We start from the raw sequence: 26,958 nt of genomic DNA on the forward strand, positions 1-26,958 counted from the left end.
GTCCTCCAGGTCGATCTCCGTCGATGCCTGGATCACAGTACTCATCAGGTGCGTTCTCCTTGATCAGGAGTTACACCGAAGACCGTACAGTCCCCCGCGTAGTTCTCCGCGATGAGGGCCCGCCCGGCCTCCGCGGTGAGATGGTCCACCAAGGAGACGGCCGGCACCTGTCGGCCGTCGATGGTGGACGTGATCTGTTCGATCCGGTGGTCCAGATCAGCAACGACGCTGGGGACTCGAAGCTGACCCGATCACACACCGAGGCCGGGACGTCACACTTCGCTCAAGATCATTCTCATCGCCAACCGCCGTTCCTGGCATCAACCCCGAATCAGTTCCCGCTTGAGCTTGCGCCTGGAAACCGATCGGTTTACGGTAATGGGAAACCGACCGGTTTCCCATTCTGTGGAGGTAGTCATGACCGCTTTGGAGGGCGCAAACGTCTTCGTCACCGGCGGCAGCCGCGGCATCGGCAAGGCCCTGGTCGAGCTGTACGCCCAGCTGGCGAAGTAGGCCGCGGACCACAGCGAGGGTCGTGGCTGCGCGCCACCCAGGCTGCCCACCGTATCCGAATCACCCATCCGCAGTTCACACAAGAGGAGACGGCGATATGCCCGACCACGAGTCACAGCCCACGATCCACATTCCGGGGACCACCAGCCACACCATCGCCCCGCGCGCAGGAGGCCACAGCCGTGAGGGAACGCTGCGCTACCTCAAGGCGGGCACCGGTGCCCCCCTGGTCCTGCTGCACACCGTGCGCACCCAGGCCGAGCACTTCCGCCACCTCATCCCGCTGATCTCAGATCAGTACACCGTGTACGCCCTCGATCTGCCCGGGATGGGCTACTCCGAGATCGTGCCCGGCGCGTCGTACGACGAGCCGGCCATGCGCGCGGGCGTCAAGCGGCTCCTCACCGAACTCGACCTGCATGACGTGACGCTGGTCGGGGAGTCCATGGGGGCGGTGCTCGCCCTGACCACCGCGGCCGATCTGCCGGAGCGGGTACGGCGCGTCGTCGCGGTCAACACCTACGACTTCCGCAGCGGGATCGCCCGCTCCAGTCTCCTGGCCCGTGTGGTGGTCAGCGGTGTCCTGACGCCGGGAGTGGGCCCGGTGATCGCGGGGGTGGAGCCCAAGGCCGCCCTCCGCAAGATCCTTCAGGGCGGCCTCGGCGACAAGAGCGCGCTGCGGGAGGACTATATGGACGAGCTCCTCCAGGTGGGCGGCCGCCCCGGCTACCCGACCGTCGCCCGTGCCGTGTACCAGAACCTGCCCAGCCTTATCGCGGCCCGCTCGCGCTACCCCGAGGTCAAGGCGCCCGTCCACCTCGTCTACGGAGAGAAGGACTGGTCCCGGCCCTCGGACCGGCAAGCCGACAACCAGCTGCTGCCGGCCGCCGACTTCACGCAGGTGCCGAAGGCCGGTCACTTCATCGCCCTGGAACGGCCCGACGTGCTGGCCGACCTGTTGAACGCGGTGGCGTGACCGCCCCGAGAGCGCCGTGGACCTGTGGTCGACCAGCATCGTCTTCCGGGCAGGGCACCGCATACGGCTCCAGGACACTTCCAGCGACTTCCCCCCGCTGGGACCGCAACCTCAACACAGACGAACCCGAGAAGAGCGCGACCACGGCCCGAGTGGCCCGCCAGCAGGTCTTCCACGACCCTGCCCGGCCCTCTCGCATCGTCCTCCCCGTAACTTCGCTCGCCGTACCGGCTTTGACCACCATCGGGATGGACCTCACCGCAGCGGCCGGCAATCTCACCACCGGCATCCTCTCGACGGTCGGCGCTCCGGCCACGGCAGCGCCGAGCCGACCCTCCGCGGGCGACATCCTCGCCCTCATCCAGCGCGAGACGACGTAGCCGCCGTTGTTGACGTTCCTGTCGTGAGACGTAGCCGGTCGAAGTGAGCAGAACACGAGCGTCGTCGCGGCGGGATTCACCAGGCTGACGTCCCTGTATCCGCAAGGTTCTCCCGCACGGTTCGTGCAAGCGGCGTTCCCCGCGATGAGGGTGCGGCGGCTACTGCCGGCCGTACCCAGGAGCGTTGGCCGTGGTCGGCCGCGCGGACGACCACTCGCGAACGCTGGCAGCGGGTCCACAATCTGATCGGCCAAGGTGTGGGCCTGCTCGAATGCGCCCGCCGCCTCGATGGCGCCCTGGAGACCGTCAAACCGTACGCCCGCGTGACGGAGCCCACCAGCGACGGTCGCGCGCCCCGTCACAAGCTCACGCTCGTCGACCCCTACGGCCACCACCTGCGCACCCGCCGCGCGGAAGACCCGGCCATCTTCGTCCGTCAACTCTTCTGGGAAATCGCGGAGTTGGGTCACACGGGGAGTCTCAACCTGCTCTACCGCTACATCGCCGAGGACCACGCCGAGGGCGACAAGCCGGTCACCGCCCCGCAGTGTTCGCCCGCCTCCCGCTCACCCGCCCCGAGAACCTACGCGATAAGGGCACCGCGCTCCTGCGGGAACTCACCGAAGCGTCTCTGATCAGCTTAGCGACCCTATGTCAGGCGTAGCGTCTGGCGTGGGTGGTGCCCACCGTGGCGGGGTGGCGTGAGCGTGCAGGTGGAAACCCGCGCCTAACGCTGCTCCGCGTGGCCGGTGCCGTTTGGTGGGTGTGCTGATCGTCGTCACGCCCTGGTGCCGGTGGGCTGCGCGGGGCAGCCCGGTCCGGCCCGTGTGAGCGTGTCCCTCCGGACGCTGGCCCGCCCGGCGTGTGGGCCGGGTGGGGGAGGGTGCCCTGCGTCGCCTGGGCGCGGGGCGTGGAGTGCGGCGCCGGGTGGGTCCGGTCTTCGACCGATCCGTCCGGCGGGTCTTCGGGGTGGGCGGGGTGATGACCGCCCGGGCTTCAAGCTGGTCCACGACAGAGCCGATCGCCATGGCGCCGCTGGCCCGGTCGGTGACGGTCGTGGCCTGGTGGGTCAGGCCGCGGGCGGCGATCCGGCGCCAGGCGCCCTGATCACGATCACCCTGCCAGCCACACCCCGGGCACAAAGCCCACTTCCAGCCCGCGACCGTGGGCCTGTCCGGCGCCTTGCGGTGCCGCAGCACGCTCAGGCAGTGCGGGCAATGCTTGGAGGTGTTGCGCGCCGGGACGCTCACCACCGCGATACCGCTCTCGGCGGCCAGGTGCCGGATGTGGCCGGCGATCTGACCGCGGACCTGCTGCGACAGGCGGGTTTTCAGACTGCGGCCCATCCCGGCGGCTTCCAGCGAGCGCAAATCTTCCAAATAGACGACCGTCACTTTGGCGGCGATGGCCTGATCGACCACCCAGCGGGCGGCCGCCCACGCCAGCGCGTCGTTGAGGTGCCTCCGGCGTGCCGACAGGCGGCGGGATTCTTCGGCCAGCCGCGCCTGCTTGCCCCCCAGGGCCGGATGGGGTGCACACCCGTCGAGCAGGCGCTGGTAGTGGCCGGTCTTGGCGTGCAGATGCTCGCCCAGTCTGCGGAGCCGGTGTTGTTTGGCCAGCACGCCGGCGGCGCGGAAGCGGGCGCCGGCGCCGAGGGCGGTGATCCGCCCGCCTTGGTGCAGGCGGGCGGCGCCGGCCGTCAGGAGCGTACTCAGGCCCCAGTCCACGCCGAGCGCGATGGTGTGGCCGGCGCGCCGGGCCGCCGGGACGAGATGGGTGTAGGCGATATCGGCGCGCACGCTCCCGTCCCGCGGGCGCAGGGTGGGCAGGTGCAGCACCGCATCGGCCGGCACCGTCGGGGGCAGCGTGATGGGGCAGGCCACCCAGGTCCAGTCGGCGTAGCAGCGCGGATCGGGGCGGGTGGGCACCTGCAGCCGCAACAGCGCCCGCCCCGGATCGCTCTCGCTGCGCCACAGGGTGGCCTGCTGGCGGTCACAGGCGGCCAGCACCAGCATCCGCGCCGCCCGGGGCACGCCTTCCAGCTCGAACACATCGGCGGGCAACCGTCCCTGAGCCCGCACGAACGCGGCGACCTGCCGGGTACGCGCCTTGATGACACTGGCGGGCAACTCCCGCCCGCCGGGGATGGCAGCACGCACCGCATCCCACTCCCCGGCCGTGCGCTTGAGTGGATCGGCGGGCCAGGTGGCCAGCACCCCGGCGGTGAGTTCGGCCCGCCAGTGTGCCGAGCGCAGCAGCCGCCCGGCCTGCTCCTGCGCCATCCGCGCGATCCGGTCGTTGACCGTGACGCCCGCCGGCGCAGTGGCCGTCCAGCCCAGCCTGCGCAACGCCATCCACGCCTGCGATGGCAGCCTGCGCCCACCCGCATCCACCCCACCGGCCAGCAGAGCGACATCGCAGGTGGCCCAATGCCCGGCCAGCACCCCTGCCGTCATGGCCGAGACCAGGTCCGCGCACCAGCCGACCCGCTCGGCCAGCACCGCCGCAGACACCAGCTCGCCGCTCTTCTCCGCCACCCCACCGCGCAGCAGCGCGCGGGCACACGCCGTACGGGCGCTCTGACCCGCGGCCGGCGGCAGCCTCCGGCTCACCGCCCGCTCCCGTCCTTGGCTGCCGCGCGCGGCGCCGGATCGACAGCCGACCGGCACGCCCGCACCCCCACCGGCATCCCACCACCCCCGATTTTCACCCTGAGTGACCGTTAGGCTACCAGCCTTTGGCCCTATCGGGTAGAACACCTGAGCGATACACCCGAGCGCCTGCCAGCCTCACCGACCCCCTGGACACCTCTCCCTCGTTGCGAGCCGAACAAGCGCCGCCACCATCAACCACCACCACGGAACTTGAGGATCCCTAATGAAACTGTGAGCCTGCCCGGAGGCGCGCGAACTCGCTCGCCTCAGCGGCGAGTTCGCTCAGCGACTGACCGCAGCAGAGGGCAACGACTACAAGCTCACCGACTGGATCACCACGGTTCGCGCCGCCAGGGGCGGGCGTTGTCCGAGCAGATCTCGATCTTCACGCCGACTGCGCGCCGATGCTGATCTGTTGGGTGAGCTTGAGTAGTTCTTCGACGTGGTAGATCTCGGTGATCTTGCCGTCGACAACGCGGACGATGTCGGTGCCGTTGATATCGACCGGGTTGCCGCTGGCGGCGAACCCGAAGGCGTCTCCGGTGTGGGTCCCGGTCATCTGCCAGTGGAGGACCACCCAGCCGCCGGCAAGCTCCTGGTGGAAAAGGATCCGGTGCTGCGGGTCGGTGAATCCGTCGCGGACCGCGGCGATCAGCACTCGCATGCCGTCGATGCCCGAGGTGGCGTCGGCAGCAGGGTTGTGGTCGATCAGATCTGGGGCGAACACCTCGTCCGCCCCGGGGACATTGCCGGTGTCGTAGAGCTCAAGGTTGCGCGCGGCGACCCGCAACGCGGTGGTCGTGGCCGAGCGCACCATCTCGCTTGCGGTGTTGGCCGTACTGATCGCGGGCAATGAGGTCCTCCATGGTGTGTGGTGCGGGCAGACCCAGTTACGGTTCCCCAACGGAACCAGTTACTTCAAATGAACTAATGGGGGGCGCATGAGTGATCTGGAGCACCCTCTGCCGGAATGCCTGATCGCCCGTTCCTGACCGTGTTGGCCGGGCCATGGGCGGCGCTGATCGTGCCCGCCTACAACTTGCCCGTCCTGAAATCCGCGCTGCTCTTGAGGACCGCGGAGTCTATGCTCCAGTTCTCCGGCTGGACTCTCTCCCAGAGACTTCCCTTGCCGAGCTCCCTTCCCGACTGGTCTTCGCGACGGAACCACTCCTCAGCGCTTCTGATCCTGTCGGGGTGAATTTCGTCGAGCAGAGCGTAGTCCCTGGTGATGATTCCGTGCTTCCACACATTCCAGAAGCCCGTGAAATTGTCGCGGAAGCTCATGGTGCTCTTGTCGTTGGGATCAGCGTTGTATCCGGCAGGGTGATCAGCAATGCCCTTCAGGTCCGGACTGTTCCAATATGTGTCCAGATCGATGTCGATGTACTGTGCCGGATGCCCGGTGACCTTCTCGAATGCTGCAGCCATATCGGTGTAAGTCATGTGCTCGATGGCCACTTCGAGGTCCATGCCATTGGCCCGTTCCGGATGGTCGAAGAGCCAGCGGACATAGAATCCGCAGTCTTCGAGAGCCACATGCGGAACGGCTCCCTCGCCGAGCGGAACTCGCCACGTGACGACACCGTCCTCGATGGTGGGCGTCATGGGCGTGAGCGGTGAGATGACCATCTCGATGTAGGGACCTGACGTGAAGACCGCTGCTCCCATGCGGTCCCTGTTCTTTTCGTTCTGGAACAGCACCCATTCGGCCATGCGGCCCTTGCCGTCGTAGTGGCCGGTGCGGAACCTGGAGTCGTAGCCTGATTTCTTCAGGGCGTAGTCGAGGTTTCCATAGATGAAGAACTTGATTCCTTCTTCGATCGCTATCTCATAACTGCGGATGGCCCAGTAGGTCTCGGTCTTCTCGCCGGTGTTGAACCCGTCGATGTTGATGAACGCCCCGTCACAGCCGCGAAATCCTTCCCGCAGCACGTCCTCGTCGGCGAATGACCCTTCGAGGATGGAGACGTTGCCGAGCGCGAGGAGAGCCTGGGCCCGGGGGGAGGTGGCATCCCGGGTGAGGACCCGGACGGAGTACTTCTTGTCGGCGACGAGGGCGCGAACGATGGGTATTCCTTGAGCCCCCGTGCCGCCGATGACGAAGATGGTGGAGGTGGCATGAGCAGACATGGTTTTGACTCCGAGGTTGAGTACGCACGCGATCAGCACGCGCCGGGCGCGGCGCGTTCGGGACTGATCTCTGCATCGGCTTGGCGATCAACGGCACCGACCGACTGACGCTGCGCCGATGCCCGTGGGTCATGAGACTCTGAAACCGATCGGTTTCCACCACGGTACACCGATCGGTTTCTAAGCGGCAAGCGCCCGGGTATCCGGTTCTCGACAGTTGGGGTCCCAGTAGCAATGGAGCAGAATCCAACGAACCCGCGCCTGACCTGCTGTTATTTGGATTGAGGCAGCGGCTGGCGATCTTTGCCACTACGGTTCGTACTGGTTTCGGTGCGGTCGTGGAGGTTGGTGGGGCTTGGCGGTCCAGTTCTTCTCCGACGAGCAGATGGAGCGGCTTCGGTCGTATCCGGACATCGGCAGGGAGGAGTTGAGGTTCTTCACGTTGACCCAGAAGGACCTGGGATTCATCGACAACTTGAGTCGAAGCGGGGGCCGAAGTTCTGGAGCCCGCCTGGGGTTGGCCGTTCAGCTGTGCACATTGCCATGGTTGGGGTTCGTACCGGATGACATCTGGTCGGTGCCGCAGGCGGCGGTACAGCGGCTGGCGAACCAGCTGGCGGTGTTTCCCGGGGCCCTGCAGCAGTACGGGCGGCGGGCTCAGACCCGTAGCGATCATCTGAAGCTGGTGCTGAAGTACCTGGGCTGGAAGCCGGTTCCGACCAGGGACGAGACGCTGAAGGAACTGGAGCAGTTCCTTCTTGACCGGGCGATGGAGCATGACACGCCGTCGCTGCTGTTCCACCAGGCGGCCGAGCATCTGATCAGCTCGAAGGTGGTGCGGCCCGGTGTGGTCGTGCTGATGAAGATGGTCGGGTCGGCGCGTAAAGCGGCGGGTGCGTTGACGTCGGAGAAGGTCGATCATCTGCTGACCGAGCCGATGCGGGCGGATTTAGACCGGCTGCTGGCGTTCGATAAGGAGTTGGGGATGACTCGGCTGGCGTGGTTGACGACGCCGGCGGTGGAGGCGACGCCCGCGGCGGTGAAGGACGCAATCGCCAAGCTGCGGTATCTGCGCGGGATGGACGCCCACCATCTGGATCTGTCGATGCTGCCGACCGAGCGGCGCCGGTTCTTGGCGACGTTGGGGCGGCGCTCGACGGTGCAGGGGCTTCAGCGGCGCGGGGAGCGCCGCTACCCGATCCTGCTGGCGCTGGTCGCCCAGTCGGCGGTCGATCAGCTGGACGAGGTCGTGGCGTTGTCCGACCAGGCGGTGTCGGCACGCGAGTCCCACGCCAAGGCCAAGACCGACGCGGCCCTGGCGGAGAGGGCCAAGAAGGGCGAGGCCCGCCAGCTGCTGATGGATGTGATCCTGCCGGTGCTCATCGACCCGGGTGTCCCAGACGAGCAGGTGGGCGGGCTGCTGCGAGAGCGGATCGGGATGGACAAGCTGCGCGAGGTCGCCGCGGTGAGCTGGAAGCCGCTGCCCAGGGACCACGGCCGTCTGGCGGCGCTGGAGGCATCCCACACCTACCTGCGCAGGTTCACCCCGCAGGTGCTGGAGGCGGTCGGTTTCCATGGTGGGCCGGGCACCGCGGACCTGATGGAGGCCGTGGAGATTCTGAAGGAGCTGAACCGGGTCGGTGGCCGGAAGGTCGTGGCCGGGGCGCCGACGTCGTTCGTCCCGGCTCGGTACGCCGACTACCTGACCAAGGCCCGCAGGAGCGGTGACGACACGGCCTTTCGGCACTACTGGGAGATCTGCACCAACCTCGCGTTACGCGACGGCCTGCGGTCGGGGGATGTGTTCGTGCCCGGCTCGCGCCGCTACGCCGACCCCGGCACCTACCTGTTCACGCCGGAGCAGTGGGAGGGCCGGCGGGCGGAGTTCTGCCACCTGGTCCGCAAACCCCCTGGCGCGGTCGAGGCGATCGAGCAGGTCAAGGACGAGCTGCACCAGGCGCTGGAGGATTTGGAGGAGACCCTCGCGAGCAGTGCGCCGGGCGACGTCGGTGCGGTCCGGCTGGATGAGGCCGGGCGGCTGGTCATTCCGCCGCTGCCCGCCGAGGACGCCCCTGCCGAGGCTCGGGCGCTGCGGGATGAGTTGTCGAGCATGCTGCCGTTCGTGCCGATCGCCTCCCTGCTGATCGAGCTGGACGCGCGCACGAACTTCCTGGCGTGCTTCACCCATGCCGGCGGGCGGAAGTCGACCCAGTCGGTGGAGCTCAAGCGCAACACCCTCGCGGTGCTGATCGCCGGGGCCACCAACCTGGGGCTCACCAGGATGAGCGAGGCGTGTGGGGTCTCCTACGACACTCTGGCGTGGACGCAGGAGTGGTACGTGCGGGAGGAGACGCTGCGGGAGGCCGTCCCTCACCAGCCGTGACATGGTCATCCACGGTGGCCGGGTTCTGTCGACCTACACCCATGTGTCCGATCAGTGGTCGACCTTTGGCACCAAGCAGATCGTCCCGACCGCCCGCGAGGGCCACTACACGCTGGACGAGCTGCTCGGCAACGCCACCGACCTGCCGATCACCGAGCACGCCACCGACACCCACGGCGCGACCCTGGTCAACTTCGGGCTGTTCGACCTGGTCAGCAAGGCTCTCACCCCGCGCATCCGTGACCTGGGGAAGATCACCATGCTGCGGGTCGACGCCCCCGGCGTGACGAACGCCCGCTACCCGCACGCCGGGTCGCTGCTGGCCGATCGGTGGAACGAGGACCTGAGGGGTGGCGGCCCCTACGCCCGACCAGGGTCCACGATGCCGGTCTGCCCTTCCTGCTCAACCCGTGAGCCTGCCGGACCGGGAGAGCAGGCGATCATGGCCGGGACGTTCTGGCGCTCGGAAGGGCGCGGAGGAGGGGGTTGTCGGGTGTAGTGCCCGATCCGAGGTCGAGGCAGGATCGCTGGCAGCACGGCCTGCGTCGGGGCGATTCCGTCACCGGAAGATGTGGATGTTCTCGCGGACCCAGTCGTGGAGGGGCAGCGGTGGGTTGCCGGTGAGCCTCTCGACGGTGTCGAAGATCTTCCAGTCCCAGGCGGTGGATTGGTGCTTGAGCTCTAGCAGCGCTTCCAGACGAGGTCCCGACCAGCCGGGGCGGTCGAATTCCGCCTGGGTTTCGGCTGGAGTGCGTTCGATGAGCTTGATCGGCTGGCCGAGGATCTGGCCGATGATATCGGCCTGGTCTCGGGGCGAGAGGGCTTGGCCGCCGGTGAGGGTGTAGGCCTGGCTGTCGTGGCCGGGCGTAGTGAGGACGTGCGCGGCGACGGCGGCGATGTCGCGGGGATGGATCATCGCGGAGACGGGGTCGCCCTCGGTGACGTACATGCTCTGCTCGGCGACGATGGTCGGGGCGTAGCCGTACAGGTAGACCATGAAAGTGCCGGGTCGCAGCATCGTCCACGCCAGGCCGGAATCCTTGATGACCTGTTCGCCGAGCCTGTGGCCGGTGCTGATGGGGTCGGTGGCGTCGAAGGTGACGCCGCTGGTGGACAGCTTGACCAGATGGGAGACCCCGGCCCGGGCCGCCGCGGCGACCAGGTTGCGTTCCTGGACGGGGCCGTCGGGGCCGTAGCCGGGCGGCAGGACGAAGACCTTGTCGACGCCGTCGAGGGCGGCGGCGAGACTGTCCGGCCGGTCGAAGTCACCGGCGGCGACCTCGACCCCGGCGGGAAACTTGGCCTTGGCGGGAGTACGGGTCATGGCCCGGACGGGGACGTTTCGGTCGGCGAGCAGGGCGAGGAGTTCGGAGCCGACAGTGCCGGTGGCACCGGTGATGAGGAACATGAGAGGTCCTTTCTCGGGGTTCAGGAACGGGAGAGCTTGACGTCAGGGAGGAACAGGGACAGGGCCAGCCCAATCAGCGCGATCGGGATGACGGCGAGGAAGACCAGGTGCAGCGCGTCGGCGTAGGCGGCCGGACCAGCCTGGGCCGGAAGCTTGCCGGTCACGAGCGCGGCGAAGAAGGAGGTGCCCAGCGCGGTGCCCATCTGCCGGGACATGGTGGCCGTGCCCTGGACCGCGCCGATGTCATCACGGCCGGCGGCATTGCGGGCGGCCAGGCTCAGGGCCTGGGAGTTGAGCCCGCCGGCGATGCCGTACAGCAGCAGGAACAAAGTCGCGAGCACCGGGCCAGCGTCGATGACCGCGCACAGCAGCCCGGTCAGCGCGAACAGGACCATGCTCGCGATGGGATGGCGGCGGTAGGAGCCGGTACGGGCGATCAGCTTGGTGGAGGCGTAGGAGGTGAGCACGACGCCGAGCATCATCACGGTGAGCAGGTAACCGGAGGCCTGGATGCTGAGGGACAGGACGGCCTGCAGCCAGAGCACCAGGTAGTTGACTATGCCCAGGCCGAGGAACCCGGCGATGAAGCCGACCGCCACGACGATGGAAAACGTGCGATCGCGGAACAGACGCAAGGGGATGACCGGGTCTGCTGCACGACACTGGGCGAGCACGAACAGCACCGGCAACAGCACGCAGGCGGCGGCCAGGCCGAGGGTAACCGGGGAGGTCCAGGCATAAGCGGTGCCGGCCCAGGTGGTGAGCAGGTTCACCGCAACGATCGCGGCGGCCAGGAGGATGACGCCCAGGTAGTCGACGCGGGCATGTTTGCGCTGGGCGGGCAGGTACAGCCGGATCGAGATGACGGCCACGACGAGTGCGCCAAGGGGCAGGTTAACCAGGAAGATCGAGCGCCAGCCGGCCATGTCGGTGAGCAGGCCGCCGATGGTGGGGCCGGTCAGGGACGCGGCGCCGAAGGTCAGAGAGAACCAGCCGTAATAGCGGGCGCCCTGCTGGGGAGTGAACATCTCGCCGAGGATGGACAGGACCGAGATGAACAGGCCGCCGCTGCCGATGCCCTGGATGACGCGGAAAGCGATCAGTTGCGTCATGGCCTGGGCCAGGCCGCAAGCAGCCGAGCCGGCCAAGAAGACCAGGATCGAGATGAGGAAGATGCGCTTGCGGCCGTACAGGTCACCGAGCTTGCCGTAGACGGGAACGGCGGCGCTGCCGGCGATGAGGTAACCGGTGGTGACCCAGGCGAACTGGTCCAAGCCGCCAAGGTCGCCGACGATGCGGGGCAGCGCGGTGGCGACGATCTGCGAGTCGAGCAGGGACAGGAAGACCGCTGCCATCAAGAGGACCACGACTGTGGTGGCACCAGCCGACGCGGGCACAGCAGGTACAGAAGAACGGGAAGTCACGAAGATCCTTGCGATCAGGGAAGCAAGCTCCAGCGGAGCCTGCGAACGAACAGAAGAAGAACATCGGCCCCGAATGGGCGATGGAGATGGGATTGGTCAGGTGTGAACCTGACGCGAACCGGCCTACTCGGCCCTCTCAACCCTGATCCACCCGGTTGCGGGATTATCGATCAAGGTCCTTCATGGTGTTCGTTTGTTCTCGAGGCTCCCGATGGATCGCTAGGACGCAGACAGTCCGGGAGATGATCAACCGGACGCCGGTGACGGTAACACTCCATGCCAGGGCAGTGCAACTCCGGGTCGACCAGTGAATGTCCGCCGCTGCTCAGCCCAGACGTCACCTCTATCACAGCGAGCCGGCCCGGAACTCCTATAGCTCCGGCCAGCCGCCACTCGGTTGATCAGTGGGTCCGGCGGCGGGGTGCCAGGACTTCGGTGACCTTGGCGATGGCTTCGGCTCCGGGTTTGACGTAGCGCATGGCGGTGCGGGGGTTCTTGTGCCGGGTCTTGCCCATGATGAGCTGCAGCGGGACTTCGGCGTCGCCGAGGTGGGTGGCGGCGCTGTGGCGCAGCTGGTGCAGGTCGAGCCCGGCGTAGGTGTCCAGCAGGACGCGGGCGCGGTCGTAGCCGAGGCGGGCGCGGCCGGTGTGCGGGCACATGTCGGCGGCCGCCGGGCGGCGGGCGGGGACCGGGCGGCGTTCGCACAGGAACAGCGGCCCGTGCGTGCGAGGGCTGCCGTCCGGGAGGCGGAGTAGCCGGGGCAGCAGGTGGGCGGTGCCGCTGTCCCAGTACACCCACTCGATCGCGCCGCCCTTGGACCGGACGGGCGCTCGCCGATGCTCCAGATCCAAGTCCTCGACGTTGAGCGCCAGGACCTCCGCGGCGCGGGCGGCGGTCTCGTAGAGCATCCGCCACAGGGTCTTCTCGCGCAGCGGGATGTCACGGCGGGACAGCAGCCGGTGGATGGTGGTCTTGGCGACCGCGCGGGTCTCGTCGGCGCTTTCCTTGCGGCGTTCGGCGTCGGCCGGGACCGACGGCGCGGCCCAGTGCTTCTTGGCCTGGCACCAGGACAGCCAGGAGGTGATGGCGGCGCGGTTGCGGTTCCAGGTCGCCGGCGCGCTCGCCCCCCACAACTCGGTGAGCGCGGTGCCGATCTCGGCGTCGGCGATCTCGGCGAGGGGCCGATCACGGCCGAGGCAGTCGATGGTGCGGTCAATCGCGGAGGCGTAGGCGCGGTGGGTGTTGGGGTTGGCCGTGCGCGGGGTGGCCAGGTAGGCGTCGGCGGCTGCGGCGAGGGTGACGTGCCTGCCACGCAAGACGGCGACCTTCGGCGCAGCACTCACGCCAACCACCGCCCGGAACCGGGAGCCGAGGCGATGTACCGGATAACGTGCCGGAGTCGCGCACCTGCCCGGCGAAGGATTCTCCTGGTTGCCGCACCGCCGTGATCGCTCATGTACGTGATAATAGATAATTATCACGAACATGATTCCGTGCTTGAGGTGGGTCGCCGGGACCAGGCGCATAACGGGTTGCCGGTGGAAGTCCGTAAGCGGACTTTTCGGCTAACCGGCTACGGCTCTTCTTTCCTGTGATCTCACCCAGGCGGTGAAGCTCTCGATCGCGTCGACGAGTGCCTCGAAGCGGACCGAGTGGTACAGGTCGAAGGCGTGGTTGCCGCCGCGCAGCTCGGCATAGACGACGGGGTTGGCCGAGGTCTGGCGTAGGCGGTCGGTGAAGTGCCGGGGGTCGGCCACGGGCACCTGCGGGTCCAGGTCGCCGTGGGCCAGGAAGAACGGCGGCGCGTCCGGGGTGATGTGGTGCAGCGGCGAGGACTCGGGGCCTTGGCCGAAGTAGGCGCGGTACCAGGTGTTCAGGCAGATGGCGCCGGTCACGGAGGTGTCGGCGTCCTCGAAGCCGGGCTGGAGGGCGGGGTTGTTCTGGGTGAGCGCGGCCAGCGCCGCCATGTGCCCGCCGGCCGAGCTGCCCGCGACGAACAGGGTCGACGGGTCCGCCCCGTACTCGTGGGCGTGCTCGCGTACCCAGGCGATGATCTTCTTGAGGTCGATCAGGTGATCGGGGTGCTGGGCCTGCGGGCGTAGCCGGTAGTTGGCGCTGATGCATACCCAGCCCTGGGCTGCGAGGTGGTAGAGCAGGGGGAGCGACTGGCTGTTCTTGTGGCCGCCGGAGTAGCCGCCTCCGTGCAGGTGGATCATCACGGGTGCGCCGGACGGGCGGGAGCGGTGGTGGTAGAGGTCGAGCAGGTTGCGGCGGCCCGCGGGGCCGTAGGCGAGGTTGGCCACGCGCCGGACGTCCGGGCGGCGCCGGAAGATGGGCAGGAACAGGATGCGGGCCAGCGGGAGGCGGTGCCGTAGCCCTTGGGCGAGGTCGGTGTCGATGGCGGCGCGCCATCCTGAGCCCAGCCCGTCGTCCATGGCGCGCTCGATCCTGTCCCGCTCGCCCGTCGCACGGTAGGCGATGACCGCGAGCCCGATTGTGGTCGCGGCGGCCAGGGCGACGGTCGCCCAGCCGCCCGCCGAGTCGATGTCACCGTCGACGAGCGCCAGCGACGTCGGGAGCAGCAGCATGTAGAAGAAGGCCGCGAACGGCAGTTCGTTGGCGGCCAGGCCGAAGTAGTAGGTCGGGCGGCCGAGTGGGTGCGAGAACGGCACCGGCCGTAGCGCGAACAGCGTGCCGATCGCGGCGAGCGCCACGGTGAACAGATATCCGAAGGGCACAAAACCTCCAAAGATTGAGACTTGATACCGGGGCGAGACCGCCCGGGTGTGGTCAGAAGTAGCCGGGGGGCTCGGGCCGGTCGCGGAAGGCCCACCAGCTGAAGGCCTGGTAGCCGAGCATGACGGGGAGGAGGACGACGCCGAAGGCGGTCAGTGTCTCCAGGGTCGCGGTGTCGGCGGCGACCTCGGTGTAGGTGAGGCTGTGCTGGGGGTCGGCGCTGGAGGTGAGCATGTAGGGGAAGGTCGACAGCCCGGCCAGCGGGACAGGCAGCGCGACGGCGGCTGCGGTGGCGGTGAAGGCGCGCCCCGGCCTGCCGTGCCGCAGTGCCGTACGGCCGGCCAGGGGCAGGACCACCAGCAGCATGGTCGCCACGGCCGCCACGAGCGGGTTCGGCGGCCGCACACCGAGGGCGAGGCCGGCGGCGAAGGTGCCGGCCACGGCAGCCGCCGCCCACGTCAAGGCGGTGCGCGCGGCCGAATCCGCACGACCGGCCACCTCGCCCGTGGCGCGCAGGGCGAGGAAGGCACCGCCGTGCCCGATGAGGAGCAGCACGCCGGTCACCCCGGCCAGCAGCACGAACGGGTGCAACACGTCACCGGGCAAGAGGACGAATCCGTGGTGACCGCGCAGCGGAACGCCCGTCAGCAGCAACCCGATCAGCGTGCCCATCAGGAACGCGGGGATTGCGCCGCCGGCGACGATGAGCACGTCCCACACGCGCCGCGCGGTGGCGCTTCGGGACCGGCCGCGTAGCTGGACGGCGGCCTTGCCCGCGACCAGAGCGAGCAGAAGCAGGACCACCAGCGGATACAGGCCCGACAGCAGGGTCCCCTCCAGCAGCGGGAACGCGCCGAACAACACGCCGGCGACGGCGACCAGCCATACCTCGTTGCCGAAGAAGTACGGCCCGAGCGCGGCCAGGACCCGGCGGCGACCGCCCTCGTCCCGGCCTGCCTGGGGGAGCAGCAGTTGCGTGCCGTAGTCGTAGCCGGCGAGCACGTAGAACCCGGTGAGCAGGAAGCCCAGCAGCGAGAGCCAGAAGAGTTCCATGACGCTCCTTCAGAATGCAGGTACGGGTTCGGCAGCCGGTTCGGTGGCCGCGAGTTCCCGGTCCAGTCCGCGGCGGGCGGTGCGCGCGATCAGGATCCAGTTGGTGACGGCCAGCGCACCGAGCACGGCGACGAAGGCGGTCAGCGAGCCGATGATCATGATCTTGGTCAGGCCGGGCGACAGGGCTTGGGCCGTGGTGAGCTGGCCGTACACGATCCAGGGCTGCCGGCCGATCTCACGGGAGAGCCAGCCGCCGAGGGAGGCGACGAACGGCAGCGGAATGAGGACCGGCAGCAGCCGCAGCAGCGGCCCGGCGGGCCGCAACAGCAGGACCGCGCCCATGATCAGGACCCAGAGCAGGTAGATCGGCCAGCGGTACGGCCCCGGCTCGTTGAACAGGAAGCCGCCGAAGTACTCGCCGGCCGGATAGGCGGTCAGCGCGACGGCGGCCACGGCGGACAGCCGTCGCCGCAGCAACCGGTCACCGAAGACGATCAGGAAGGCCGCGAGTGCGACGATGCCGAGCAGGTAGCCGAACCCGATCATGGTGTACTGCCCCCACAGGACCCAGCCGGGCTCATCCATCAGGGCCAGCTTGGCCGGTTGGGTTGCGGTGATGATCGGGTATTGCAGAGCGCCGGCGAGGTAGACGGGGAAGGTGACGATGGCGGCCACGAGGACGCCCGTCCGGAGCGGACCGCGGAACTCCTGCCTGCCGCGACGCAGGTGATAGGCGCTGACCCCGGCCACGAACAGGCCACCGGCCAGGAGCGCGGCGAGACTCACGTGGGCCAGCGCGACCAGCGCGCTCGGATTGGTGAGCAGCGCGCCGAAGTCGGTGAGGTAAGCCACACCGTCCCTGACCACCGATCCGACCGGGGCCTGCATGTAGCCGTTGGCGACCATCACCCAGAAGGCCGAGACGTAGGCGGTGGCCGTGACCAACCAGATCAGCGTGACGTGCAGCCCGGGCCGCAGTCGGTCCCAGCCGAAGATCCACATGCCGAGAAAGGTCGACTCGGCGAAGAACGCGATGAGCGTCTCCAGGGCCAGCGGGGCGCCGAAGACGTTGCCCGTGTACGTGCCGAGTCCGCTCCACACCATGCCGAACTGGAACTCCATCACCAGGCCGGTGACGATGCCGAGCGCGTAGTTGATCACATAGATCTGCCCCCAGAACCGGGTCATCCGGTCCAGGTCCGCACGCCGTACGTGATCCCGCGCCCGCAAGGAGCGCGTCTGCATGATCGCGACGAGCGGCACGAGGCCGAGCGTGAGGATGACGAACAGCCAGTGCACGCCCGTCGTGACGGCGAACTGCAGGCGGGCCAGATCCAAGGTGTCCACGCGGATGACCCTAGGAAGGAAGGATATATGCTGTCCAAGACCAGTATTCTCATATATTCATAGCTGTAGAGGCATGATGGATCTGCTGTCGCTGCGCTACTTCCAGGTGGTGGCCCGCCACGAGCACATCAGCAAGGCGGCGGACGAGCTCCGCGTCGCCCAGCCCTCACTCAGCCGGACGATCGCGCGGCTGGAGGCCGACCTGGGCGTGCCCCTGTTCGACCGGCACGGCAGGCGGATCCGCCTCAACAGGTTCGGCGCCGCCTTCCTGCGCCGCGTGGACAGGGCCCTGGCCGAGCTGGATGACGCCCGGCGCGAACTCACCGACGCCGCCGGTCTCACCCGCGGCAGCGTCTCGCTCGCCTCGGAGACGTTGCTCACGGTCACCGGGCCGGTCAAGAGCTTCATCGCCGAGCATCCAGGTGTCGCCGTGCGTCTCTATCAGGCGACGCCGGAGGTCATGGCGGCGCGGCTGGGCGAGGGACAGGTCGACTTCTGCCTGGCCTCCGAGATGCTGGAGGGGCCGGGGCTGGGCCATGAGGAGCTGGTCCGCGAGGAGATCCTGCTCGGGGTGTCGCACGGGCACCGGCTCGCCGGTAGACGGGAGGTGACCATGGCCGATCTGGCGGGCGAACCCGTGGTCACCACCCGACCGGGGGTCTGGCAGCGCACGCTGGCCGAGCGGCTGTTCTCCGAGGCGGGGCTGGAGCTGGTGGTCGCGTGCGAGATCGACGAGGCCACCACGGCCATCGAGATGGTCAGCGCCGGGCTCGGCGTAGGGTTCGGGCCCGCATGGTATCTCCGCTCGCCGCTGGCGTCGCGGACGCCGTTCACTCCCATTCGGCTGGCGGCTCCCGGCGCCGAGCGGGTCCTGCGATTGTTCTGGCGGGAGGGGGCCTATCTGTCCGAGGCAGCCCGCCGCTTCCGTGATCACCTGACCGCCTCGCTGATGGCGACTCAGGGCTGTGATCCGCGGCGATAGCGATCGAGCCCAACCTGGAACCACGCTAACGCCGTCCCGCTCCCAACCTCTCTGACACCCGATGACACACGCGCAACCTTCACTGCTGCGGGACAACTGACGACCCGAAGCGGAAGGGGATGCCAGAACATCGGTGCGTTGACCCCCGGAGATCCGCTCACGCCGCAGTGAGGTCGAGCCGGGTCTCCATGTCCAGCCGGAACCGGCCGTAGGGGTTCACATGAGCCCAGAACAGCGGGCTGAGCGCGCGCCGATCCTCCTCCGTGAGCTTGCCGGCCCACTGTGGATCTCGCAGAACGGCCTGAAGGAGCTGGGTGTTAATGAATGCCAAAAAGGACTGCAGCAGGTGCAAGGTGAGCATGGACACCTCGGCGTGCTCACGATCGGCCCCGGTCAGAACCCCTTCGCGGCCGTAGAAGATCTTGTCGTTGGCGCTGTTCCAGTTCTCCACGACCTGCAAGCCGCTGTTGATCTCCCGGCGCAGCTGCTCATCAGCGAGATAGTCGCAGGCGAAGATCGTGCGTACCACCCGGCCGAGTTCCTCCAGAGCCAGGTAGACCGGATGCTTGGGCCCGTTGCCCTTCATGAAACGGCGCAGCACCTGCTCGGTTTCCGCTGTCCGCAGCCGCAGCGCCGTCGCATACTTGATCATCTGGTCGTAGTTGCGGGCGATGAGATCCCAGTCGATCGGCCGCTTCTTGAGGATCTTGTCCACCTTCGGCCAGGCGGCCGGAGCGGCCTCGGGGCTGTACAACTCGATCGCGCCGATGTTCTTCATCCGGGGCAGCAGCTTGAAGCCCAGCAGCTCGGTGAAGGCGAACCCGACCGTGGTAGCGCCGTGGGTGTCGGTGTAGTTCGCCTCGACCTCGGCGTTGGTGCAGTGCCGCAGCAGCCCCTCGATCATCGCCGCGACCTCGGAGGAGGAACACGACTTGAGCTGGGAGTAGATGCACAATCGGCCCTTGTCGACGTGCCAGTAGATCATCACGCCGTAACCGCCGTAGCGGGCGTGGAACTCGGTCATCAGATTGGAGTCCCAGGAGGCGAACCGCTTGGAGTCCGACGCGGTGCTGGTCGCCTCGCCCCACCACGTGGGGTCGCGGGCCTGAAGGGTGGCGTTGACCACCGCGACGATCGCCGCCCGCAGGTTCTCCCGGGTGACATAGGTCGCGCGCACATGCCGCAGCGCGGCCTCATCCTGGCCGTGGTCGCCGGTCGCGGCCATCTGCCGGATCCCCATGTTCGTGCCCAACGCGAACAGCACCAGCAGCAGCCGGCGGTTCAGCGTCTGCCTGTCCAACACCTCGCGGGTGGCCACAGAGGTGAAGGCGTCGGTGAAGCCGGTGAGGAAAGCGGTGTCCTTGAGGATGTCGAGCAGATCGATGGTGCCCCACCGGCGCTGGACCTCGGCCTTGAGCTTGCCGAGGTTCCTCGGCTCGGGCAGCTTGTCGAACTTGGGGACGCTCACCCACGGCTTACCGCCCCGGGTGATGATCCGCACCCCGCCGGTACTGCCCTGGGACAGGCCGGTGTTCAGCTTGTCCAAGGCGGCCCGCATCCGCGCCTTCAGGCCGGCGATGAACTCCGTGGCATCCAGCGGTTTGGCCAGCGCCGCGTAGTGCACGTCCCGGTTGTCCTCGAAGTCGCCGGGCAGGTCCTCATCGGGGTCACGCCAGCGGCCGGCGCCCTCGACATAGATCTCGCGGCGGCGCAGCGCGTCCTTCAGCGCGATCAGCACGCACAGCTCGTACGGGATCCGCTCCACCCGGCCGCCGTCGTCCACGACGCCGTCCAGCCACGCCTTGGGCACCACCCCGTCGATCGGCACCGTCTCGGCCGTGGCGTAGTGCCGCTGGTCGGAACCGACGCCCGCATAGCGGGCCAGCAGTTCGATCGCGTTCATCACCGGACGGTAGGCGATGTTGTGGCACTTGAACTCCAGCGCGGCCAGCAACGGCGCCAGCATCCGCCGGTAGTAGCGCGAGTAGGAACCCCGCAGCTGGTACCGGATCCGCTCGGCGACCACACGCTCGGTGGCCATCAGCTCCTTGGCCAGCGCCCGCAGCGTCTTCTCCCCACCCGGCACCGCGGGGAAGACCACCTGCCGGACCGTCTCATCGGGCTTGCTCAGCGCTGCGTTCACCATCTTGGTGAAAATGCCGCGCTTGCCGGGCACCGCGGCCAGCTGCCCGATCAGCTCCTTCTCCACCCGCCGCTCGGCGCGCGCGTTGATCCGGTGGATCAGTCCGATCAACAGCTCCACCAGCCCGTCCACCAGCTCGGCCTGCCGCGTCCAGCACAACGCCGCCAGCAGCGTGTAGCGCACCGGCGGCAAGCAAGCCGCGAAATCCGAGGGATACATCCGCATCGCCCGGCCCCGCCACGCCGCCACGATCTGATCGGAGATCTCTGCGAACACCGCCTCGCCCAGCCCCAGGGAGCGAGCGGTCGCCAGCTTCCCGATCTCCACCAGCAGTGTGTCCAGCCCCAGCGGCCCAGGGTCGGCCTTCAACTCGGCCGGCACGTGCGGCCGCCCCGGCAACTCCTCCAGCCGAGCGCACACGGTCGGCCCAAGCCTCGCCATCACCTGCTCGGCGAAGGCATCCTCGAAACGGCGGCACCCGGAATTGACCACTCGCTCCACCTGACCACTGGTCGGCGGTTCGGTCCTGGCGCTCCGGCACCGCTCCCGCACCGCCTCGGCCAGGCGATCACGGTTCGTCTCGACCGGGCACACCTCATCGGACAGCCACTGGGCCAGCCGATCTTCATCGGCCTCGGTCGCCGCGCGAGTGCCGAACCTCTTGCGGATCTGCGCCCGGTGACGTTCGATGGTCCGGCCCCGCCAGGAGTACTTCGCCAGCAGCCCCGGCTCGGCCTTCACCAGCGACGCCACGTACTCCACCGCAGCCGCCGGGATCTCCTCCGGATAGGCGGGAAACCGACCCTCGATCTCGTAGAACTTCAAGATCAAGGCGAAACCGAGTCTGCCGGCCCCCACCTTTTCCCCGACCAGGTCCCCATCGCCCTCCACCAGGGTCCACGCGCTGATCAGCTCATCCTGTTCCCAGTCGGTACGCACGTCGGAGTTCCTCCCCAGGCTGATGCCATCAACGGGCCCGATCACCATCGAGAAGCCCGAGGGGGTTACCGGAAGGTATGCGCCACCTGAGACAACTACGTACTGAAATCGATAGCTAACTCTTCGCATATCGCCCAAGTAGCCTCAGGGCCGGGGTGGCGGCTCGCCGTAGCTACAGGAGGTCCAGGCCCTCACCCAGGAGCTCCAGTCCCAACTGGACGCCCTGACCGCGCACGGCATCGGCCGTGACAAGATCTTCAGCGAGAAGATCTCCACCCGCCTCAAGGTCCGCCCCGCGTTCGAGAAGGCCCTGGCCACCGCCCGGCAGATCAAGGCCCATGCTCCGCACTGCCGCGTCATCCTCACCGTGTACGAGATGAAGCGGCTCGGCCGCGACGCCGGCGAGCTCACCGCCCTGGCCGACCACCTCACCGCGCACGGCCTGGTCCTGGAAATGCTCGCCGGCCCCCTCGCCGGAATCTACGACCCGGCCGGGCCCGGCCGCATGCTATTCGCGTTCTTCGCCGCCATGGCCGAGACCGGGCGAGAAGCGATTCGCGAGGCGACGCTGGAAGGACTGGACGCTGCAGCCCGCAAGGGCAACCACGGCGGCCGTCCCACCGTCATCACCGACGACATGATCCACACCGTCCTGCGGCGCCGCGCGGCCGGCGAACCCGTCGAAAAGATCGCAAGGACCTGATCATCCCCACCGGCAAGCGCAAAGGTCACAACCCCTCCCTCGCCAGCATCTACCGCGCCCTCGCAGAACACGAGAAGGCCCAGCGCCACCCCGACGCTGTCGAACAGGCCCGCGCCGAGTACGCCGCCTTCCACAACGGGCTCTAACCTCGCTCACCCGCGGATCAGCCGTCAGCACCACAAACCACAACGAAGTCCTTGTACCTCGGCGTAGAACACCACGTCACTGCAGTTCAGAGGCGGGTTCGTTGGATTCTGCTCCATTGCTACTGGGACCCCCAGTTGACCGTGAGGAGGTGCCTGCGGGCTCGACGTATAGGACGCCGTTTCTCCGGCGGAATTTCCGCAGATCCGCCGGGCCGGGGAGGGCCTCCCAACCGACGGCGCAGACGGCGAAGCCGGTGCCCAGCCATGGCGCTCGACCCGGCCGGATCGTCGTGGAGCAGGTCTTCGCTACGCGCAGCGTCCCTGGGCTGAAGGATCGCCCGTGGGTCAGGGTTGTTCGGGCGTTCGGGGGAGGAGCAGCCTTCGGTTGAACGCCTCGGTGACGGCGGCGGCGCGGTCGTTCACCCCGAGCTTGGCGTAGATGTTCAGCAGGTGCGACTTGATGGTGGCCTCGGTGATGAAGAGCCGGGTGGCCGCCTCACGGTTGGTGTTCCCGGCCGCCACGAGTTCGAGGATCTCGAGTTCCCGCTGGCTGAGCAGTTGCGGTGCGGGCGTTCTGATCCGGTTCATCAGCCGTGCCGCCACCGAGGGGGACAGCACGCTCTCGCCCTTGGCGGCGGCTCGCGCGCCGCGCAGCAGGTCCTCCCGGGGGGAGTCCTTGAGCAGGTAGCCGGTCGCGCCCGCCTCGATCGCCGGAAGGACGTGGCTGTCGGTGTCGTAGGTGGTCAGAACCAGCACGCGGGCGGTGACGCCGAGCCTGGTGAGCTCGGTGATCGCGGTCAGTCCGTCCATGCCCGGCATGCGCAGGTCCATCAGGATCACGTCGGGGCGGAGCTCCTGGGCGAGCCGTACGGCTGTGGCGCCGTCCGCGGCCTCGCCCAGCACCTCGAATCCGGGCGCGGAGGCGAACATGCTGCTCAGCCCATCCCTGACGACGGGATGGTCGTCCGCGATCAGCAACCGGATCGGGGTCTTGGCTGCGGGCTCGGCCGTGTGATCGGTCATGCGTGGCTCCTGGCCGGCAGGGTGGGAATGCAGGCCGAGATCCCGGTGCCGGCGCCGGGCTCGGACTCGATCTGCAAAGTGCCGGACAGTCCTTCGACGCGCTGACGCATGATGGCCAGGCCGAATCCGCTGCCGCGAGACGGCGGCCGTGACCCGCCGTTTGCGGCCGTTCCGGCTTCGAGACCAGCGGGATCAAAGCCCTTGCCGTCGTCACGTACGTCCAACGCGGCCTCGTGCTCCAGGTAGGACAGTGTCACCCCGACCCTGGTCGCGTGCGCGTGCTTGGCTACGTTGGCCAATGCCTCCTGTGCCGTGCGCAGCAGCGCGAACTCGGCCTCCGGTGTCATCGGCCGCGCGGTGCCGGTCGTCGTGACCTGGACGGGCAGGCCATGCAGCTTCGACCACCGGTCGGCGACGTCGGCAAGTGCGTCGCTCAGTCGCGCGGTCTGCAGCGGCTCGGGCCGGAGCGCGTCGACCGAGCGCCGCGCCTCGGCCAGGCTCTCCCTCGCCAGGTTCTTGACGGCGTCGAAGGGCCGGCGCCACGGCGCCGGGACCTCGTGCATCTGCTCGGCCGCCTGGAGTTGCGCGATGATGCCGGTGAGGCCCTGCGCCAGGGTGTCATGGATCTCGCGGGCCATCCGCTGGCGCTCGTCGAGCACGCCCGCCTCCCTGGCCTGGGCGAGCAGTTGGGCATGCAGGCCGGCGTTTTCGGCGAGTGACGTCTCCAGCAGCCGGTTCGTCCGGCTCAGCTCTTCGAGGGTCTGTTCGCGCCGTTCCTCCTCCTTTTCGGCGAGCCGCAGGACCCAGGCGCAGCCGCACATCATGGCGATGTTGAAGGCGACGATGATCACGTGCAGCGCCAGGCCGAGCGCGTCCGTCTTGGGGACGCTGGACGCCTGCGCCGTACCGGCCAGGACCGCCGCGGCGGCCACGCCCAGCAGCCGCCACGGCCAGCGCAGGACCGTGAAGGAGTAGATGTAGGCGGCAGGGGTGAAGAGCCCGAAAACGGGGTGACGGGCCACCAGGACCGCGGTGATCACGAGCAGCCCCGCGACGAACACCCCCATGATCCGTGGCCGGTCCCACCAGACGGGACGCAGGGTGAACATGCCGAGCATCCACGCGGCCGCCAGGCCGCACAGGCCGAGGTCGATGAGCAGGGAGCCGCCCGCCCAGTCCTCCACGATCATCAGGATCGCGACGAGGAGCGTCAGCAGCGCGTACGGCACCACGTTGACCAGAAGGAACGGCGGCTGTTGCGAAATCTTCCTGCTCAAGACTTCCCTCTCCCCGCGGGATTCTATTGACAGCGTCTACTCCCAGCGGAACCAGCGGACCGCGACGAACGCGCACACCACCGCATATGCCGTCAGGGTAAACAGCGGCGCGGCGGACGGAAAGTGACCCAGGTACGCGTCCTGGAACGCCCCGATGCCCGCGCCGAGCGGGGTGTAGTGGGCGATGTTCCGCAGCAGCGGCGGCATCAGCGAGATCGGCACCCAGAGCCCGGCGAAGAACATCATCGGGAAGAACAGCACCGTGCCGATCGCCGTGGCCGGGCCACGCCCGGGCGCAAGCGCGGTGATCAACAGGCCGATCGCGAGCAACGCGGCCGCCCCGAGCAACCAGGCGAGGGCGAAACCGAGAAGGTGCTTCGGCAGGTCGATGCCGAAGCCGAACCCGGCCACCGCGAGGAACACGACCATCGCGACGACCGCGATGGCGAAGTTGGCCACGAGCTGGGCGGCGAGCACGCGGGCCGGGCCGACCGGCGTGGTCAGCATGCGCCGCAGCACGCCGTTCTCCCGGTATCCCGCGAGCGTGGTCGGCAGGGAGGCCTGGCCAGGATGGCCAGATTGAACAGGACCAGAACAGGGACGTAGAGGTCGACGTACGTCAGGCCGCCGCCGGGCTGCGCCGGGGTGCAGGCGACGTCACGGCCGCGATCGTCGGACACCCGACCTGGTGACGAAACTGATCCAGCCGATCGGCGGCTACCGGTTCGCCCTGGTTGGCCGACCGGCATCGGCTCCTCCCTGCCATGACGTTCTACAATACTGTTTACGGCCGTCATTCTGTTGTATTGTGCGTCGACAGGCCGTCAGTGCAGCAGAGGGGGCATTTTTGGCTCTTCTGCCGGGGCACCTCAGGCTGTTTCCCCGGAAAAGGAGCCTTCGATGACCGCGTCTGCCTACCCCGAGATCAACATTACGACCGGAACGGTCCGCGGCCGTCGCGAAGCAGGCCCGGCGGTCTTCCGTGGCATCCCCTTCGCGCAGCCGCCGGTCGGCCCGGCGCGCTTTGCGGCTCCACAGCCGGTGCGCGGGTGGGACGGCGTGCGTGAGGCCTTCGCGTACGGCCCGCCGCCTCCTCAGGCGACGATGCCCGGGGCGCCTCCTTCGGTGAACGACGCCGTGGGCGACGACTGGCTGACGCTCAACGTCTGGACTCCCGAACCCGATCCCGGCGCCGGCCTGCCGGTCATGGTGTGGATCTACGGCGGGGCCTACATGTTCGGCATGTCGAGCGACCCTGGCTACGACGGGACCCGGCTGGCGGAGAGCGGCGTGGTCGTGGTGACCTTCAATTACCGGGTCGGCATGGAGGGGTTCGCCCACATCGACGGGGCGCCCGCCAACCGCGGCCTGCTCGACCAGGTGGCCGCGCTGGAATGGGTGCACGAGAACATCGCGGCTTTCGGCGGGGATCCCGGCCGGGTCACCGTCTTCGGCGAGTCCGCCGGCGCCGGGTCGGTCGCCGCGCTGATGGCCATGCCGCGGGCGGCGGGACTGTTCCGGCGCGCCATCGCCCAGAGCGTTCCCGGCACGTTCTTCTCCGCGGAGCTGGCCGGTGACATCGCCACTGTCATCGCCGGCGAGCTGGGCATGTCCGCGACCGTCGACGATCTCTCAGGTGTCGCCCCTGACCGGCTGGTCGCCGCGGGCGAGACGGTGACCGCCAAGATGCGCCAGTTCGAGGACCGATGGGGCGCGGTCGCGCATACCCCGACGCCGTTTTCACCGGTGGTCGACGGTGAGGTGCTGCCCGCCACCCCGTGGCAGGCCCTGGCGGATGGTACCGGCCGAGACATCGAGCTGATCGTGGGACACAACCGGGATGAGTACCGGCTCTTCGTCGCCTTCGGCGGGCTGCTGGGCCAAGTCGTCGAGGAACAGGCGACTACGGCACTGCGCGTGTTCGCGCCGGACGGCGGGCGCGCCTACCGCGAGGCCTTCCCTGGAGCGGCCGCCGGGGAACTGTTCGAGTTGGTCCAGTCCGACTGGCTGTTCCGCATGCCCTCACTCCATCTCGCCCAGGCGCAGGCCGCCGGTGGGGGTCGCGCGCATCTGTACGAGCTGACCTGGCCTGCGCCCGGGTTGGGTGGGGTTCTCGGCGCCTGCCATGGCTTGGACGTCCCGCTCACGTTCGGCGTCTTCGGCGCGGGTCTCGGCGCGGCCCTGATGGGAGATCCGGTCTCTCCCGAGGGTCAAGCCCTGTCCCAGCACATCCGCACGACATGGACCGCCTTCGCCGCGACAGGTGACCCCGGCTGGCCCGCCTACGATGCCCAGCACCGCCTGACCCAGATCCTGAACACCGAATCGATGGTCACCTCCTACCCGGAGGAGACCTCTCGCCGGCTCTGGCACGACCACACCTTCGCCCCTCTGCCTCGACAGTGACCACGCCGCGGGAAGGGTCATCGCCGCCCTTGCCGCGCCGCCATAGGAAGCTCGGCCAGGCACTCCGACGGGAGGCCTTGCCGGGCCGGCGGAGGATGTCAGGCACCTTCTTCCTGGGTCAAGCGCCGCCATTCGGTTCGCCCGGGGTGCGCTCCATGTGGCGTATCGGCGCCGGAGCAGCTCCGCGGCCCGGGCGCCGCATGCCTGGGGGACGAACGGTCGGTTTCCGGGACGTGGCCGAGCATCAGCAGCGGAAGCGAGACGAGGCCATAAGCGTGGTCCGGCGGTTCGGGTTCGGGCACCGCGGGCTGCGCGACGGAGTAACCTGATCTTCC

Annotated in this window: 21 protein-coding genes and 1 pseudogene; 9 read left to right on the forward strand and 13 right to left on the reverse strand. The window is 68.4% G+C overall.

Annotated features, from left to right (window positions below; all coding sequences use genetic code 11):
- The first annotated feature begins 610 nt into the window (after positions 1-610).
- From ACIBX3_RS55790 to ACIBX3_RS55805, 4 genes and pseudogenes are all read left to right on the forward strand, one after another.
- Positions 611-1,489, forward strand: a complete 879-nt coding sequence (locus ACIBX3_RS55790; RefSeq protein ID WP_397128971.1) for an alpha/beta fold hydrolase — start codon at positions 611-613, stop codon at positions 1,487-1,489.
- A 16-nt stretch (positions 1,490-1,505) separates the two neighbouring features.
- Positions 1,506-1,568, forward strand: a pseudogene (locus tag ACIBX3_RS55795) (hypothetical protein); the annotation flags it as partial.
- A gap of 154 nt (positions 1,569-1,722) precedes the next feature.
- Positions 1,723-1,869, forward strand: a complete 147-nt coding sequence (locus ACIBX3_RS55800; RefSeq protein WP_397129060.1) for a hypothetical protein — start codon at positions 1,723-1,725, stop codon at positions 1,867-1,869.
- Positions 1,870-2,126: 257 nt separating this feature from the next.
- Positions 2,127-2,504, forward strand: a complete 378-nt coding sequence (locus ACIBX3_RS55805; RefSeq protein ID WP_397128973.1) for a hypothetical protein — start codon at positions 2,127-2,129, stop codon at positions 2,502-2,504.
- Here ACIBX3_RS55805 and ACIBX3_RS55810 read toward each other — a convergent pair whose 3' ends face one another.
- From ACIBX3_RS55810 to ACIBX3_RS55820, 3 genes are all read right to left on the reverse strand, one after another.
- Entirely contained in the window at positions 2,505-4,481 is a 1,977-nt protein-coding gene (locus ACIBX3_RS55810; protein ID WP_397128974.1) for a zinc ribbon domain-containing protein, read from the reverse strand. It lies immediately after the preceding gene.
- 427 nt (positions 4,482-4,908) lie between these two features.
- Entirely contained in the window at positions 4,909-5,376 is a 468-nt protein-coding gene (locus tag ACIBX3_RS55815; protein ID WP_397128975.1) for an ester cyclase, read from the reverse strand.
- Positions 5,377-5,555: 179 nt separating this feature from the next.
- Positions 5,556-6,653: an NmrA family NAD(P)-binding protein gene (locus ACIBX3_RS55820; RefSeq protein WP_397128976.1), complete on the reverse strand. Its 1,098-nt coding sequence runs from the start codon at positions 6,651-6,653 to the stop codon at positions 5,556-5,558.
- 355 nt (positions 6,654-7,008) lie between these two features.
- Between ACIBX3_RS55820 and ACIBX3_RS55825 the strand changes: the two genes are divergently transcribed.
- Together ACIBX3_RS55825 and ACIBX3_RS55830 are read left to right on the forward strand one after the other, a co-directional pair.
- Positions 7,009-9,036, forward strand: coding sequence for a DUF4158 domain-containing protein (locus ACIBX3_RS55825; protein ID WP_397128977.1), 2,028 nt, complete (start codon positions 7,009-7,011; stop codon positions 9,034-9,036).
- A 1-nt stretch (position 9,037) separates the two neighbouring features.
- Complete coding sequence (locus ACIBX3_RS55830) at positions 9,038-9,535, forward strand: Tn3 family transposase (RefSeq protein WP_397128979.1); 498 nt, start codon at positions 9,038-9,040, stop codon at positions 9,533-9,535.
- Positions 9,536-9,595: 60 nt separating this feature from the next.
- On the opposite strand, the gene ACIBX3_RS55835 is transcribed toward ACIBX3_RS55830, so the two are convergent.
- The 6 genes from ACIBX3_RS55835 to ACIBX3_RS55860 all read right to left on the reverse strand — a co-directional run bounded on the left by ACIBX3_RS55835 (position 9,596) and on the right by ACIBX3_RS55860 (position 17,004).
- Positions 9,596-10,444, reverse strand: a complete 849-nt coding sequence (locus ACIBX3_RS55835) for an SDR family oxidoreductase (RefSeq protein ID WP_397128981.1) — start codon at positions 10,442-10,444, stop codon at positions 9,596-9,598.
- Positions 10,445-10,464: 20 nt separating this feature from the next.
- Positions 10,465-11,799, reverse strand: coding sequence for an MFS transporter (locus tag ACIBX3_RS55840; protein WP_397128982.1), 1,335 nt, complete (start codon positions 11,797-11,799; stop codon positions 10,465-10,467).
- A 470-nt stretch (positions 11,800-12,269) separates the two neighbouring features.
- Positions 12,270-13,211 (reverse strand): tyrosine-type recombinase/integrase, encoded by a 942-nt coding sequence (locus ACIBX3_RS55845; protein WP_397128983.1) that lies wholly within the window; start codon positions 13,209-13,211, stop codon positions 12,270-12,272.
- A 222-nt stretch (positions 13,212-13,433) separates the two neighbouring features.
- Positions 13,434-14,606 carry an alpha/beta hydrolase gene (locus tag ACIBX3_RS55850; protein ID WP_397128984.1) on the reverse strand — a complete coding sequence of 391 codons (1,173 nt, stop codon included), beginning with the start codon at positions 14,604-14,606 and terminating at the stop codon, positions 13,434-13,436.
- 52 nt (positions 14,607-14,658) lie between these two features.
- On the reverse strand, positions 14,659-15,657 hold the full coding sequence (gene cydB, locus ACIBX3_RS55855; protein ID WP_397128985.1) for a cytochrome d ubiquinol oxidase subunit II: 999 nt from the start codon (positions 15,655-15,657) through the stop codon (positions 14,659-14,661).
- 9 nt (positions 15,658-15,666) lie between these two features.
- Positions 15,667-17,004, reverse strand: coding sequence for a cytochrome ubiquinol oxidase subunit I (locus tag ACIBX3_RS55860; RefSeq protein WP_397128986.1), 1,338 nt, complete (start codon positions 17,002-17,004; stop codon positions 15,667-15,669).
- Positions 17,005-17,077: 73 nt separating this feature from the next.
- On the opposite strand from ACIBX3_RS55860, the gene ACIBX3_RS55865 reads away from it, so the two are divergent.
- Positions 17,078-17,986: a LysR family transcriptional regulator gene (locus ACIBX3_RS55865; protein ID WP_397128987.1), complete on the forward strand. Its 909-nt coding sequence runs from the start codon at positions 17,078-17,080 to the stop codon at positions 17,984-17,986.
- 157 nt (positions 17,987-18,143) lie between these two features.
- On the opposite strand, the gene ACIBX3_RS55870 is transcribed toward ACIBX3_RS55865, so the two are convergent.
- Positions 18,144-21,068, reverse strand: a complete 2,925-nt coding sequence (locus tag ACIBX3_RS55870; protein ID WP_397128988.1) for a Tn3 family transposase — start codon at positions 21,066-21,068, stop codon at positions 18,144-18,146.
- Between the two features lie 253 nt (positions 21,069-21,321).
- Here ACIBX3_RS55870 and ACIBX3_RS55875 point away from each other — a divergent pair, with 253 nt between their 5' ends.
- A complete protein-coding gene (locus tag ACIBX3_RS55875) occupies positions 21,322-21,771 on the forward strand; it encodes a recombinase family protein (protein WP_397129056.1) in 450 nt (149 codons plus the stop codon).
- A gap of 491 nt (positions 21,772-22,262) precedes the next feature.
- Here the strand turns inward: ACIBX3_RS55875 and ACIBX3_RS55880 are convergent, their stop codons facing one another.
- Genes ACIBX3_RS55880 through ACIBX3_RS55890 form a run of 3 tightly spaced genes read right to left on the reverse strand, consistent with a single transcriptional unit; the run spans position 22,263 to position 24,736 of the window.
- The gene (locus ACIBX3_RS55880; protein ID WP_397128989.1) at positions 22,263-22,940 is read right to left on the reverse strand and encodes a response regulator; all 678 of its coding nucleotides are present in this window, start codon (positions 22,938-22,940) and stop codon (positions 22,263-22,265) included.
- Positions 22,937-24,217: a sensor histidine kinase gene (locus ACIBX3_RS55885; protein ID WP_397128990.1), complete on the reverse strand. Its 1,281-nt coding sequence runs from the start codon at positions 24,215-24,217 to the stop codon at positions 22,937-22,939. The genes ACIBX3_RS55880 and ACIBX3_RS55885 overlap by 4 nt, the downstream gene beginning before the upstream one ends.
- 36 nt (positions 24,218-24,253) lie before the next feature.
- Positions 24,254-24,736 (reverse strand): ABC transporter permease, encoded by a 483-nt coding sequence (locus ACIBX3_RS55890; RefSeq protein WP_397128991.1) that lies wholly within the window; start codon positions 24,734-24,736, stop codon positions 24,254-24,256.
- 381 nt (positions 24,737-25,117) lie between these two features.
- Here ACIBX3_RS55890 and ACIBX3_RS55895 point away from each other — a divergent pair, with 381 nt between their 5' ends.
- The gene (locus tag ACIBX3_RS55895) at positions 25,118-26,623 is read left to right on the forward strand and encodes a carboxylesterase/lipase family protein (protein WP_397128992.1); all 1,506 of its coding nucleotides are present in this window, start codon (positions 25,118-25,120) and stop codon (positions 26,621-26,623) included.
- Positions 26,624-26,958 lie beyond the last annotated feature (335 nt).

The organism is Nonomuraea sp. NPDC049480 (genome assembly GCF_044465905.1).
Taxonomy (GTDB): domain Bacteria; phylum Actinomycetota; class Actinomycetes; order Streptosporangiales; family Streptosporangiaceae; genus Nonomuraea.

Coding starts and splice junctions, on each gene's coding strand:
- ACIBX3_RS55790 (WP_397128971.1), top strand. CDS start 611: ATGCCCGACCACGAGTCACAGCCCACGATCCACATTCCGGGGACCACC.
- ACIBX3_RS55820 (WP_397128976.1), bottom strand. CDS start 6,653: ATGTCTGCTCATGCCACCTCCACCATCTTCGTCATCGGCGGCACGGGG.
- ACIBX3_RS55830 (WP_397128979.1), top strand. CDS start 9,038: ATGGTCATCCACGGTGGCCGGGTTCTGTCGACCTACACCCATGTGTCC.
- ACIBX3_RS55835 (WP_397128981.1), bottom strand. CDS start 10,444: ATGTTCCTCATCACCGGTGCCACCGGCACTGTCGGCTCCGAACTCCTC.
- ACIBX3_RS55840 (WP_397128982.1), bottom strand. CDS start 11,799: ATGGCAGCGGTCTTCCTGTCCCTGCTCGACTCGCAGATCGTCGCCACC.
- cydB (WP_397128985.1), bottom strand. CDS start 15,657: ATGGAACTCTTCTGGCTCTCGCTGCTGGGCTTCCTGCTCACCGGGTTC.
- ACIBX3_RS55865 (WP_397128987.1), top strand. CDS start 17,078: ATGATGGATCTGCTGTCGCTGCGCTACTTCCAGGTGGTGGCCCGCCAC.
- ACIBX3_RS55880 (WP_397128989.1), bottom strand. CDS start 22,940: ATGACCGATCACACGGCCGAGCCCGCAGCCAAGACCCCGATCCGGTTG.
- ACIBX3_RS55895 (WP_397128992.1), top strand. CDS start 25,118: ATGACCGCGTCTGCCTACCCCGAGATCAACATTACGACCGGAACGGTC.